This is a genomic window from Rhizobium sp. 3T7 (assembly GCF_020166565.1).
GTDB lineage: Bacteria > Pseudomonadota > Alphaproteobacteria > Rhizobiales > Rhizobiaceae > Rhizobium.
Genome location: NZ_JAIQXS010000005.1, coordinates 117,177 through 129,593 on the forward strand (window position 1 = coordinate 117,177; position 12,417 = coordinate 129,593).

The 12,417-nt window shown below is 59.2% G+C and carries 12 protein-coding genes and 3 tRNA genes; 11 read left to right on the forward strand and 4 right to left on the reverse strand.

Translation table 11 applies throughout. The features are described from left to right. Window positions 1-73 precede the first annotated feature (73 nt). Together K9B32_RS09705 and K9B32_RS09710 are read left to right on the forward strand one after the other, a co-directional pair. Window positions 74-973 carry a DMT family transporter gene (locus K9B32_RS09705; RefSeq protein WP_224561693.1) on the forward strand — a complete coding sequence of 300 codons (900 nt, stop codon included), beginning with the start codon at window positions 74-76 and terminating at the stop codon, window positions 971-973. A gap of 72 nt (window positions 974-1,045) precedes the next feature. After that, window positions 1,046-3,256 carry an esterase-like activity of phytase family protein gene (locus K9B32_RS09710; protein WP_224561859.1) on the forward strand — a complete coding sequence of 737 codons (2,211 nt, stop codon included), beginning with the start codon at window positions 1,046-1,048 and terminating at the stop codon, window positions 3,254-3,256. 63 nt (window positions 3,257-3,319) lie between these two features. On the opposite strand, the gene K9B32_RS09715 is transcribed toward K9B32_RS09710, so the two are convergent. Further along, window positions 3,320-4,306 carry an aldo/keto reductase gene (locus K9B32_RS09715; protein WP_224561694.1) on the reverse strand — a complete coding sequence of 329 codons (987 nt, stop codon included), beginning with the start codon at window positions 4,304-4,306 and terminating at the stop codon, window positions 3,320-3,322. A 314-nt stretch (window positions 4,307-4,620) separates the two neighbouring features. On the opposite strand from K9B32_RS09715, the gene K9B32_RS09720 reads away from it, so the two are divergent. After that, window positions 4,621-5,022 carry a cupin domain-containing protein gene (locus K9B32_RS09720; protein WP_037082545.1) on the forward strand — a complete coding sequence of 134 codons (402 nt, stop codon included), beginning with the start codon at window positions 4,621-4,623 and terminating at the stop codon, window positions 5,020-5,022. 6 nt (window positions 5,023-5,028) lie between these two features. Here K9B32_RS09720 and K9B32_RS09725 read toward each other — a convergent pair whose 3' ends face one another. The 3 genes from K9B32_RS09725 to K9B32_RS09735 form a co-directional block, all read right to left on the reverse strand. Next, complete coding sequence (locus K9B32_RS09725; protein ID WP_224561695.1) at window positions 5,029-5,634, reverse strand: class I SAM-dependent methyltransferase; 606 nt, start codon at window positions 5,632-5,634, stop codon at window positions 5,029-5,031. 128 nt (window positions 5,635-5,762) lie between these two features. Beyond that, complete coding sequence (locus tag K9B32_RS09730; RefSeq protein ID WP_224561696.1) at window positions 5,763-6,809, reverse strand: GGDEF domain-containing protein; 1,047 nt, start codon at window positions 6,807-6,809, stop codon at window positions 5,763-5,765. 348 nt (window positions 6,810-7,157) lie between these two features. Next, window positions 7,158-7,233, reverse strand: a tRNA-Val gene (locus tag K9B32_RS09735). A 399-nt stretch (window positions 7,234-7,632) separates the two neighbouring features. Between K9B32_RS09735 and K9B32_RS09740 the strand changes: the two genes are divergently transcribed. The 8 genes from K9B32_RS09740 (at window position 7,633) to K9B32_RS09775 (ending at window position 12,409) form a co-directional block, all read left to right on the forward strand. Beyond that, window positions 7,633-7,709, forward strand: a tRNA-Asp gene (locus K9B32_RS09740). A 53-nt stretch (window positions 7,710-7,762) separates the two neighbouring features. Then, window positions 7,763-7,839 (forward strand) — tRNA-Asp (locus K9B32_RS09745). 323 nt (window positions 7,840-8,162) lie between these two features. Next, window positions 8,163-8,528: an NADH-quinone oxidoreductase subunit A gene (locus K9B32_RS09750; protein WP_224561697.1), complete on the forward strand. Its 366-nt coding sequence runs from the start codon at window positions 8,163-8,165 to the stop codon at window positions 8,526-8,528. Next, window positions 8,519-9,103 (forward strand): NuoB/complex I 20 kDa subunit family protein, encoded by a 585-nt coding sequence (locus K9B32_RS09755; protein WP_007789655.1) that lies wholly within the window; start codon window positions 8,519-8,521, stop codon window positions 9,101-9,103. The genes K9B32_RS09750 and K9B32_RS09755 overlap by 10 nt, the downstream gene beginning before the upstream one ends. A 15-nt stretch (window positions 9,104-9,118) precedes the next feature. Beyond that, window positions 9,119-9,721: an NADH-quinone oxidoreductase subunit C gene (locus K9B32_RS09760; RefSeq protein WP_224561698.1), complete on the forward strand. Its 603-nt coding sequence runs from the start codon at window positions 9,119-9,121 to the stop codon at window positions 9,719-9,721. A gap of 72 nt (window positions 9,722-9,793) precedes the next feature. Continuing rightward, window positions 9,794-10,984: an NADH-quinone oxidoreductase subunit D gene (locus K9B32_RS09765; protein ID WP_224561699.1), complete on the forward strand. Its 1,191-nt coding sequence runs from the start codon at window positions 9,794-9,796 to the stop codon at window positions 10,982-10,984. Then, window positions 10,984-11,256, forward strand: a complete 273-nt coding sequence (locus K9B32_RS09770; protein ID WP_224561700.1) for a hypothetical protein — start codon at window positions 10,984-10,986, stop codon at window positions 11,254-11,256. Before K9B32_RS09765 ends, K9B32_RS09770 begins: the two co-directional genes overlap by 1 nt. A gap of 16 nt (window positions 11,257-11,272) precedes the next feature. After that, window positions 11,273-12,409: an NADH-quinone oxidoreductase subunit E gene (locus tag K9B32_RS09775; RefSeq protein WP_224561701.1), complete on the forward strand. Its 1,137-nt coding sequence runs from the start codon at window positions 11,273-11,275 to the stop codon at window positions 12,407-12,409. The last annotated feature ends 8 nt before the right edge of the window (window positions 12,410-12,417 follow it).

Sequence of the window (12,417 nt, forward strand, 5' to 3'; positions counted from 1 at the left end):
CGAGGGCGAATTCTGTCCTGGCTGCGGTATCGCGCTCATGCGTCCTGATTTGTGTTGGTTTCGGAAAGAAAACATGAATCAGACTTCCCCTACATTTTCTGCTTCGCGAGCAATGATCGGCGCTGCCTGGATGGTCGCTGCAGGCATCGCCTTCTCGATCCTCAATGTCGTCACGCAATGGCTGACGATGAAGCTCGCCTTCCCCTCCGCCTCCGCAGCCTTCTGGCAATATGCCTTTGCGCTGGTCTTCTCGTTGCCCTTTCTCCGGCGCGTCGGCTTTGGAGCAATGCGAACGCGCTATCCTTGGCGTCATGTCGTGCGTGTCGCCTTGGCAGCCTTCGGTGTGATGACCTGGGTCGCAGGGCTTGCGTCCGTGCCGATCTGGCAGGCGATCGCCCTGGTAATGACTTCGCCATTCTTCATCATCATGGGCGCACGCATCTTCCTTGGTGAATACATCGGCCTCGCACGGTGGGTGGCGACTGGCACCGGCTTCGTCGGAGCGATGATCATCCTGCAGCCCTGGTCGGACAGCTTCAGTTGGGCGGCGCTCCTTCCAATCCTCTCGGCGCTTCTCTGGGGCGCCTCATCGCTGATCACCAAGAGCCTTACCGGGGTCGAACGGCCGGAAACCATCACCGTCTGGCTGCTGGCCCTCCTGACGCCCATCAACGGCGGATTGGCGGTCGCCGCGGGCTTCAGCATCCCTTCCGGTATGACGCTCCTGCTTTTCGTTGCGGCAGGCCTCCTCACCGTGATGGCCCAGTATTTCTTGACACTTGCCTATTCAACGGCCGATGCCACCTACATCCAGCCCTTCGACGATCTCAAGCTGCCGCTCAATGTTTTCGCCGGCTGGTTGGTCTTTGGCTATGCGCCGACCGGCTATTTGTGGTTGGGGGCGATGCTGATCCTTGGTGCATCGCTCTTCATCATGAGGAACGAAATGAAGAAGGAACGGGAGACCGGCTAGCGCAGTCAGAAATATGACAGCAGTGTCATTCCGATGTCATGCCTATCCCGCAAAACCCCTTTGTTTGAATTCATGGGGGATTTCATGACAACTCTATCGCGCAAGACAGTGCTCGTTGCGGCGCTTCTGACGACGGCCGCGTTTCCGGCCGCCGCAGAGCCCGTTTTCAACCGCATCGCAACTTTTCCGGTGGCATCCAATCTGCCCGAGGGAAAAGACAAGCTTTCGGCCACTTCGGCGGAAATAATCACGGCCACCGACGACGGCATGACGCTGATCTATAGCGATAGCCCGCTCGGTGCGATCGGATTTGTCGATATCTCAGACGCCAAGGCGCCGAAGGCCGGGGGCGCGCTGATGATGGACGGCGAGCCGACCTCCGTGGCGTCCGCCGCCGGCAAGGCGCTGGTGGCCGTCAATACGTCACAGAGCAAGGCGAAGCCCTCGGGGCGCCTCGCGATCGTCGACGTTGCAACCAAGAAGATCGAGAGCACCTGCGATCTCGGCGGCCAGCCGGATTCGGTCGCACTCAACAAGGAAAAGACGCTCGGCGCGATCGCGATCGAAAACGAGCGTGAGGAAGAGGTGAACGACGGCAAGATTCCACAGATACCGGCAGGCGACCTCGCCGTGTTCCAAGTCAAGAACGGCACGGTCGACTGCAGCTCGATCAAGCACGTCACGCTGACGGGCCTTGCGGGCATTGCGCCCGAAGATCCGGAACCGGAATTCGTCTCGTTCAACGACCAGAACGAGATTGCCCTGACCCTTCAGGAAAACAACGAAATCGTCATCATTGACGCGGCAACTGCAACGGTGAAGACGCACTTCTCCGCTGGCAGTGTCGATCTGGCCGGCATCGATACCAAACGCGATGGCGCCCTGAAGTTCACCGGCGAACTCAAGGGCATCCCCCGTGAGCCTGACGCGGTGAAGTGGCTCGATAATAACCGCCTGGTTGTTGCCAACGAAGGCGACTATCAAGGCGGCTCGCGCGGTTTCACGATTTTCGAAAAGACCGGCAAGGTGCTCTACGAATCCGGTGCTTCCTTCGAACGTGCCGTCGCCAATATCGGCCACTATCCGGACAAGCGTTCGTCCGCCAAGGGCGTCGAGCCGGAAGGTCTGGAAGTGGCGACGATCGAAGGCCAGAAATACATATTCCTGCTCGCAGAGCGCGCCTCTGTCGTCGGCGTCTACAGGGATACCGGTGCGGAGCCAGAACTGGTCCAGATCCTTCCGTCCGGCGTTTCACCTGAAGGCGCTGTGGCCGTACCGTCGCGCAATCTTCTCGCGACCGCCAACGAAGTCGATCTTGGCGAGGACGGCGGCCCACGGTCGCACGTGATGCTCTACGAACTCGCCGAGGGCGAGGCTGCCTATCCGCAGATCGTTGCGGCTGAGAAGGATCGCAATCCGGTCGGCTTCGCGGCGCTTTCCGGTCTTGCTGCCATTCCGGAAAAGTCGGGACAGCTGTTTGCGGTCGGCGACAGTGTCCTCGGCATGCAGCCGACGATCTACACGATCGACGCAACCAGGAAGCCGGCCGTGATCACCGAAACGCTGACCGTAAAGCGCGACGGCCAACCGGCACAGAAGCTCGACATCGAGGGTGTGGCCGTTGATGAAAAGGGCTGGTTCTGGCTGGCGTCCGAAGGCAACACTGAGAAGCTGGTGCCGCACGCCCTCTATCACGTCAATCCGAAAGGCGAGATCAAGGAAGAGATCTCACTTCCGAAAGAATTGGCAGCTAACGAAATCCGCTACGGCTTCGAAGGTGTGACGATCGTCGGCTCCGGCGACGACGCGACGCTCTGGATGGCCGTCCAGCGCGAGTGGAAGGATGACGAGAAGGGCTTTGTCAAACTTGTTTCCTACAATCCGAAGGGCAAGGAGTGGGGTGCCGTCCGCTATCCGCTCGACAAATCCGAAGCGGGCTGGATCGGCCTCTCCGAAATCTCCGCTCATGGCGATAGCGTCTACATCATCGAACGCGATAACCTTGTCGACGACGCAGCGAGACTGAAGAAGCTCTACAAGGTAGCGATATCAGATCTGAAGCCCGCCAAGCTCGGTGGCGACCTGCCGGTCGTCAAGAAGATTGAAGCCCACGACTTCCTTCCGGAGCTGAAGACCGCCACCAATGGCTATGTCCTCGACAAGCTCGAGGGCTTCGTTTTCGATGCCTCCGGCAAGGCCTACGCGGTCACGGATAATGACGGCGTCGATGATTCCTCGGGTGAAACTCTGTTCTTCCAGGTTAATCTCGTCGGCACAAACTGAGATTGGCTCAGGCATGAAACAGAATGGCCGGGTCTGCGCCCGGCCATTTTTCTTGCGGCTGCCTTACCAGCGCTGGTGGACATAAGGAGCGACGAGGCGCTCGTAGATCTCGCGTGTGGCGTCCATCACCTCATGCGAGAGCGGCGCGAGACTTGCCGCCGCCGCGTTGGCGCGTGCCTGTTCGGCATTGCGTGCACCCGGAATGACGACGGTGACTGCATCGCTCATCAGGATCCAACGCAGCGCGAAGGCCGCCATCGTCGCGCCGGCGGGAACGAGCTTGCGCACTTCCTCCACCGCCTGCAGGCCGACCTCGAAGGGAACGCCAGCGAACGTCTCACCGACATCGAATGCCTCGCCGTGACGATTGAAATTGCGGTGATCGTCGCTCGCAAACTTCGTATCGCGGCTGATCTTTCCGGACAGCAGACCACTTGCAAGCGGCACGCGGGCGATGACGGCGATGTTCTTCCGCCGTGCCTCCTGGAAAAACAGGTGATCGGGCCGCTGGCGGAAGATGTTGTAGATGATCTGGATGCTGACGACGCCAGGATACTCGATCGCCTTCAGCGCTTCCTCGACCTTCTCGACGCTGACACCGTAGCCCATGATCTTGCCGGCCTTCTGCAGCTCATTCAGGCCTTCGAAGACCTCCGGGCGATACAGCACTTCCGTCGGAGGGCAGTGCAACTGCACGAGGTCGAGGCTGTCGACGCGCAGGTTCTTGAGGCTGCGATCGATGAAGCCTTCGAGGTTGGCCTTGGTGTAGCCATCTGCGACATGCGGGTTCAGCCGGCGCCCTGCCTTGGTCGCAACCATCGGCCGTTCGCCGCCACGGCTCGCGAGAACGTCGGCAATGATCTTTTCCGATCGGCCGTCGCCATAGACGTCGGCGGTGTCGATGAAGGTCATACCGGCGTCGAGCGCCGCATTCAGCGCGTCGCGGCCGTCTGCTTCGCTGACATCGCCCCAGGCGCCGCCGATCTGCCATGCGCCGAAGCCGATATTCGTGACGGTATGGGGCAGATGGCCGAAAGAATGCTGTTTCATAGAAATTCTCCGCGTGATGAAATGCCTCGCCCTAGCAGTCGCCCAGGCAAGGAGCAAGCGCCTGTAGCTGAGATAGGGCGGCACCGCCGGAGCGCCGCCATTTCTTCTGCGGAGCGACATGAACGCCACGATTCGGAGCGCGCTCAGCTGCCTTCCGCGGTTATCATCGGATTCGCTCCTGTCTCCGATTGGTGACAAGGCGCTGTGGCCAAGGCCACGCAGCCTGGGACCGAGCAATGCGTCGCTTGGACAATGAAGCCGCTTGGCTTACGGTCGCCTTGGACAGATCGTCATGCTCGAAAAAGGATACGTCGATGGAGATCAAACCCTGCGGATCGCGGCCCTCGATGAAGGCGCCGACAGAATATTTCACGGGGTCGGTCCGTCAGGACCCACTGATGGACGCACCAACCCCGGCAAGGGTGAGGGTGGTCAGCGTCACGTTCGAACCCGGTGCACGAACCGCCTGGCATACGCACCCGTTGGGACAGACCCTGATCGTCACCGCAGGCAAGGGGCTGGCGCAGAGCGAGGGCGGCCCGCTTCGTGAAATTTGCGCCGGCGACACGGTCTGGTTCGCGCCGGGCGAAAAGCACTGGCATGGTGCCGGGCCCGATACCGCAATGACCCACATCGCGATCCATGAAGCGCTGGACGGCAGCGCCGCCGACTGGATGGGACAGGTCAGCGACGAGCAGTACGCAGGAAAGGCCTGAAGCGGTTCAGAGGCGCTTCAGGCAATAGGAAAAGTGAGCGTGCGATTCGACCGTCAGGAACTCGAATTGCCAGCCATAGTCCTTGCAGAATTTGGTGACCGCTTCGACGACGCCGTAGACGATCGGCTTAACGGTATTGCCGGTGCAGAAGTCATGCCCGGCGATTCTTCCCGTTCGTTTCACTTTCTTCTCGCACAGCAGGAGTTCCTGCCAGGTGAGCTCGAAGGAATGATCGGTGTCGATGTAAGCCCAGTCGAGAAAGTTATCTTCAAATTCGGCGAGCTTTTCGAGCGATGTGCCCTGCATCAGGTGCAATTGGCCACTCTCTATCTGGTCTTTGAACTGATTGTGGATTTGATCGAGCCCCGAACTGTAGCGGTCCATGCTCCAAGGATCGATCAGGTAAAGCTGCGCAGGCCGGTTCTTCTCAAGGATTTCCGCCGTATACTCCCCAAAGGCAGCTCCAACTTCAACGCCGATGCCGCCGTTTGGGATACGGTAGAGCAGTTCGCCCCGATCAGGCAGTAGCCGTGCATTTTCCATATGGTGCGTGCTCAACTGTGTGCGCGGCATGCTAGCCCGCTGTGCCTGCCGTTGCTCGCGTGTCTTCATGATGATGTCTCGGATAATGCGTGTGTTGTTGGACCTTGCGGCCCGCGAGAACCGTCTTATAGCCAGCGCAACGCAATGTTGGCTAGGCTTCTTCGGGCGGTGCAACGACAGATCGCTGCGATCTGGTCCTACCGATAGATCAGCCAGTCCTTGGGCACATGCGAGACATTGGCCACACCATGGACAGAGACGTTGTCTCCGCCCGATGCCTTTGCCATGCCGAGCGCCTGTTCGGCGAATGCTATAAGCGCATCAGCCGTCCGGGCTTCCTTCGACATACATATCCCGACCGAGAATGAAATCGGCGCTGCCCGTTTTCCCGATACCGGATGCACCACCGGCAATCCCTTGAGCCGGTCACGGAGCCTATCGACAAGCCGCATGATCTCCGTCTCGTCGGCCGTTCGGAAAATGAAACCGAAGCGCCCCCGATCGAAGCGGCAGGCCAGATCCTTTTCACCGAACATCGCTTGGATCAACTCGCCGATTTTCTTGAGGACGGGCTCAAGAAGGTTTGGAACGGCCGCAATGGTCTCGTAGCGGTCGATATCCGCAAAGGCGATTCCGCACAGATCAGGCAGGCCTGATTTCTCATAGACATTGGCGAGTTCCTTGTTGAATACCCGACGGTTCCCCAGGCCGGTCACCGTATCGACAAATCTTGCGGCGTTTGCCGCGGCGGCCTCGCGCTGTACCTCCTCGAGCTTGTGGGATTTTTCCACCACCTTGGAAGCGAGCATTGCACTTTGCGCCTCGCGAGTATGTGTTGCCGAGCTTACCGATTGCAGCGATCGCGTGAGCGCGGCCGTGTCTGTCACATCATTGGCTTCAAAGACGCGTGCAGCTTGGCTGATGATACTTCCGTAGCGCGTCAGTGCTGACTTTTCCTCGTTGAGCAGGGAGAGAATGCTCTGCAGTTCCTGCTGCACCTGGCCGGAACGAGCCTCGAGCAGGCTGCCTTCGAAGTGGTGGGGCAGGTAACGGCGTCCGATTCCATCCAGGGCCTCCTGCGTCTTGACCGGGCCAAGTGATCTTAGCTCGCGGGCGAGATCCGGACTGTTGCCAGTCAGGGCCTCGAATACGAGCTCGTAGTTGCGCGGCAGCCCTTCGATTCCAAGTTGTTGCAAAACCGTTGCAATGCGAAAGGCTAGATTCGTGTGCGTGTTGGACTGCACCAGATGCCCTCTCCGACGTGACTTCGTATTTACCACTGACGAGACTGAGTGACACGAGCGGCGGCCATGGCCGGCTGCGTCACTGTTGCAGGCAAGCTATGCTGGACCTTTCCTGCAACCGCTTGCGCTGTGCCGGAAAGCAGAAGAAAGACGTATGTAGAAAGCCACAGGAACATCATGCTCCCCATGACAAACAACTTATGAGGACAATACTGAGCGCGCTCAATTAAAACGAAGTAAATGAGCACTCTGGCGCAGCGAGGGAGGTGCGCAACGCACGCCACTTGCTCGAGCGGATCCGATACGTCGCCATCATCAGCAGCAAGCTATGAGTATGTAGGAAAGAAATGGTGGGCGATGAGAGACTCGAACTCCCGACATCCTCGGTGTAAACGAGGCGCTCTACCAACTGAGCTAATCGCCCTCGCGAGATCGGTCCGGTTCGGCCCGCCGCGTCGGTGGCCGTGATCTATGCGGATCGCGGACAAACCGCAAGAGTGTTTGTGAAGATTTTTTGATTTTTTTGAATGGAGCTGCTCGCCCGGCTTTCGTCTCGGCGATTTCTGAGCTGTGGAAAGCCGCTGGCGAGTACAGGGTGAGGGCTCGAGGATTGATTGCTTGTGCAAGCCCGACAAGCACTCCTCTAATAATACACTGAATTTGCCTGGGGATTTTCGCTCTCCAAAAACAATTCGCAGACTGTCATCGTTTTGTCTCCAAAGCTGCTTGACACTCAAATGCGAACCCCTTAGTTAGCCGCTCATCGAAGCGGCGAAGCTGCTTTGACACGGACGCGAAAGCTTCCGGATCGCTTGAAATGAATGCGGGTGTAGCTCAGTCGGTTAGAGTGCCGGCCTGTCACGCCGGAGGTCGCGGGTTCGAGCCCCGTCACTCGCGCCATTTCAAAATGGAGTGCCGTGTGGCGCTTGGTCCGGTCCTTCTGTCCACGATGCGCGGGTGTAGCTCAGTCGGTTAGAGTGCCGGCCTGTCACGCCGGAGGTCGCGGGTTCGAGCCCCGTCACTCGCGCCATTTTCTTCTCTCATTCTGTAGTATTGTGTCCCGGGCGAGCGCCGGTTTTCGCTGTTCTCTCTTGGTTTGGACTTTCTCCTTTGTTGCGAGCCATGCAATATCCGACGGGCTGACATGCAGTCTGAATCAACTTGTGTGGATTTGTCGCGACATCATTGCATCTGCTTGATAATGTCGCGCCTCGACAGTCGAATTGGTGCTCTAAAAGTCTTGCGCCCTGGCGCTGGCTGCGCTAACGACGGCTCTGTTGCAACGCACGTTCGCTTGCCGGGCAATTGCCCATTTGTGCCTTCCTGGCGCAGCCGCAAGCAGGGATGAACCTGATGACTGGACTGCTCAGTTCCTATGTTCCGATCGCTATTTTTGTTGGTATCGCCCTTGTAATCGGCCTGGCGCTTCTGATTGCGCCGTTTGCCGTTGCCTTCAAGGCGCCTGATTCGGAAAAGCTTTCGGCTTTCGAGTGCGGCTTCAATGCATTCGACGACGCTCGCATGAAGTTCGATATCCGCTTTTATCTGGTGTCGATCCTCTTCATCATCTTCGACCTCGAAGTCGCCTTCCTCTTTCCGTGGGCTGTTTCGTTCGGCGCGATCGGCTGGTTTGGTTTCTGGTCCATGATGGTCTTCCTCGCTGTGCTGACCATCGGCTTTATCTATGAATGGAAAAAGGGAGCCCTGGAATGGGAGTAGCCCAAAGCGATAAGGCGCTCGTCGCGCCGCACCCGAAAGGCGTCATCGACCCGGCAACGGGCAAGCCGATCGGCAGCGACAGCGCCTTCTTTGGCGAAATCAACGATGAACTGGCCGATAAGGGCTTTCTCGTTACCTCGACCCGCGATCTCATCACCTGGGCCCGTACGGGCTCGCTGATGTGGATGCAGTTCGGTCTTGCCTGCTGCGCAGTCGAAGGCCTGATGCAGGTCTCCGGTCCGCGTTACGACATGGAGCGCTTCGGTGTCGCTCCGCGCGCGTCGCCGCGCCAGTCTGACGTCATGATCGTTGCCGGTACGCTGACCAACAAGATGGCGCCGGCGCTCCGTAAGGTCTATGACCAAATGCCGGAGCCGCGCTATGTTATCTCGATGGGATCCTGCGCCAACGGCGGCGGTTACTATCACTATTCCTATTCGGTCGTGCGCGGTTGCGACCGTGTCGTTCCTGTCGATATCTACGTGCCGGGCTGTCCCCCCACGGCAGAAGCGCTGCTCTACGGGGTGCTGCTTCTGCAGAAGAAGATCCGTCGAACCGGAACGATCGAGCGCTAAGGGCGGAGGACTGTCATGACTGAAGCCTTGAGCGAACTGTCTTCGTATCTCCGCGAGATGCGCGGCGATCTCTTTCTCGATGCAGCCATCAGCTACGATGAGCTTAACGTGACTGCGACGCCGGAAACGATTCTGGCGCTGCTGACGTTCCTGCGCGACGATGCGCGCTGCGGTTTCATCAGCATGATCGATATCTGCGGTGTCGACTGGCCACAGCGCGAAAAGCGTTTCGACGTCGTATATCACCTGCTGTCGCCGAAGCAGAACCTGCGCATCCGCATCAAGGTCGCCGTGGCTGACGGCGAGTCGGTGCCGTCGGCAACCGGCGTTTACAAGGGTGCCGAGTGGTTCGAGCGCGAAGCCTGGGACATGTACGGCATTCCCTTCTCCGGTCATGCTGACTTGCGCCGTCTTCTCACCGACTACGGTTTCGAGGGGCACCCGCTGCGCAAGGACTTCCCGACAACCGGTTACGTCGAGGTGCGGTATGACGATGCTGCCAAGCGCGTTGTCTACGAACCCGTCGAGCTGAAGCAGGAGTTCCGCAATTTCGACTTCATGTCCCCTTGGGAAGGCACCGAATACGTGTTGCCGGGAGACGAGAAGGCGGCGAAGTGAAGATGAGCCCGGATTTCTTGAAGCCTCTCTGTTCGCCGTCTCATGCCAATTGCCAGCGCGGAGCGCGTCGCTATGACTGAACATAACGTTCGCAATTTTACGATCAATTTCGGACCGGAGCATCCGTCCGCGCACGGTGTTCTGCGCCTCGTGCTTGAACTCGACGGTGAAATCATCGAGCGCGTCGATCCGCATATCGGCCTTCTGCATCGCGGGACCGAAAAGCTGATCGAGACGAAGACCTACCTGCAGGCCGTTCCCTATTTCGATCGTCTCGACTACGTCGCGCCGATGAACCAGGAACACGCTTTCGCGCTCGCCGTCGAAAAGATGCTGAAGCTCGAGATTCCGATTCGTGGCCAGCTGATCCGTGTTCTCTACTCGGAAATCGGCCGAATTCTGTCGCACATCATGAACGTGACGACGCAGGCGATGGACGTCGGTGCGATGACGCCGCCGGTCTGGGGCTTCGAAGAACGCGAAAAGCTCATGGTGTTTTACGAGCGCGCCTGCGGCGCCCGTATGCACTCTGCCTACTTCCGTCCGGGCGGCGTCCACCAGGACATTCCGCCGGAACTGGTCGAGGACATCGGCAAGTGGTGCGATCCGTTCCTGAAAATCCTCGATGATATCGAAGGGCTTCTGACCGACAACCGCATCTTCAAGCAGCGTAACGTCGATATCGGCGTCGTGTCGCTGGCGGATGCGTGGTCGTGGGGATTCTCGGGCGTGATGGTGCGCGGTTCGGGCGCTGCCTGGGACCTGCGCCGCTCGCAGCCCTATGAGTGCTATAATGATATGGAATTCGACATTCCGATCGGTAAGAACGGCGACTGCTACGATCGCTACCTGATCCGCATGATCGAAATGCGCCAGTCGGTTCGTATCATGAAGCAGTGCGTCGAGCGCCTTATGGGCAGTGCGAAGACCGGTCCGGTCTCGTCGATCGACGGCAAGGTCGTTCCGCCGAAGCGCGGCGAGATGAAGCGCTCGATGGAAGCGCTCATCCACCACTTCAAGCTCTATACGGAAGGCTATCATGTGCCGGCCGGCGAAGTTTACGCGGCTGTCGAAGCGCCGAAGGGCGAATTCGGCGTCTACGTGATCGCCGATGGCAGCAACAAGCCGTACCGCTGCAAGATTCGTGCACCAGGCTACGCGCACCTGCAGGCGATGGACTTCCTCTGCAAGGGGCACATGCTCGCTGACGTTACAGCCGTGCTCGGCTCGCTCGACATCGTGTTCGGTGAGGTAGACCGCTGATGAAGCTGTTGCCGCTTGTCGCCATCGTTCTTTTCGCTGCTTCGGGGGCCTTCGCCCAGGAAGTCGGCGGAATGGGGCCGAAGCTGGGCCAGGACGAGGTGCAGCCACCGGCGGCAAAGGCCTCGCTGGGTGAGCTCTTGTCCAAGGGCTATGAAATCAAGGCTGCCGTTCCGAACGGCGGCAAGTTCGTTGTGTTTTTGCAAAAAGACCAGTCGGCCTACGCGTGCGAGATGAAGTCTCTGACGGCATCGCAGTGTGGGACCATAAACTGACAAGGCGTGAGGAAGAATGTCCGTTCGTCGATTAGCCGAAGATCAATTCCAGCCTGCCGCGTTCGCCTTCAATGACGAGAACGCTGCCTGGGCGGAAATGACGATCAAGAAATATCCTGAAGGCCGTCAGCAATCGGCGGTCATTCCGCTGCTGATGCGGGCGCAGGAACAGGATGGTTGGGTCACGCGCGCCGCGATCGAACGGATCGCCGACATGCTCGACATGGCCTATATCCGTGTTCTCGAGGTCGCGACCTTCTACACGCAATTCCAGCTGAACCCGGTCGGTACGCGCGCCCATATCCAGGTCTGCGGGACGACGCCTTGCATGCTGCGCGGCTCGGAAAGCCTGATGGCGGTCTGCAAGAGCAAGATCCATCATCATCCCTTTGAGCGGAACGCCGAGGGTACGCTTTCCTGGGAAGAGGTCGAATGTCTCGGGGCCTGCGTCAACGCTCCGATGGTCATGATCGGCAAGGATACTTATGAAGATCTGACACCTGAGCGCCTTGACGAGATCATCGACGCGTTTGAGGTCGGCAATGGCGCAAGCATCGAGGTTGGTCCGCAAATCGATCGTCACTTCTCCTCGCCGGAAGGCGGCCCGACGACGCTGCTGAGCGACGAGCCGAAGGCAAAGAAGGCTTCCGCCAAGAAGACCGTCGCGGAAGCTGTGACTGCAACGGTCGATGCAGCACCGGTCCCGCCGTCCGAGGCTGCGCGTGTAAAGAGCACCGACGCCGAGACGAATGCTGCGCTGAAGACGCCGGCGACCGCTCCGAAGGCGGCCGCGAAGAACGTCAAGGCTGTTGAAGAGCAGCCGGCCCCTGCCACGGCTGTGCAGGTCGAGCATGCCGCAAAGCCCTCGCTCAGCGACAAGAACCGCCCCGCTGGCATCGAAAAGCCCGCGACGCCTGACGATCTGAAGATGATCTCCGGCGTCGGCCCGAAGATCGAAGCGACCCTGCATGAGATCGGAATCTTCACCTTCGCGCAGGTCGCGGGATGGAAGAAGGCCGAACGCGAATGGGTTGACGGCTACCTGAATTTCAAGGGCCGCATCGAGCGCGACGATTGGGTCAAGCAGGCCAAGGCGCTCGCCAAGGGCGGCGAAGCGGAATATATCAAGGTTTTCGGTAAGAAGCCGCGGTAAGAAGGTGA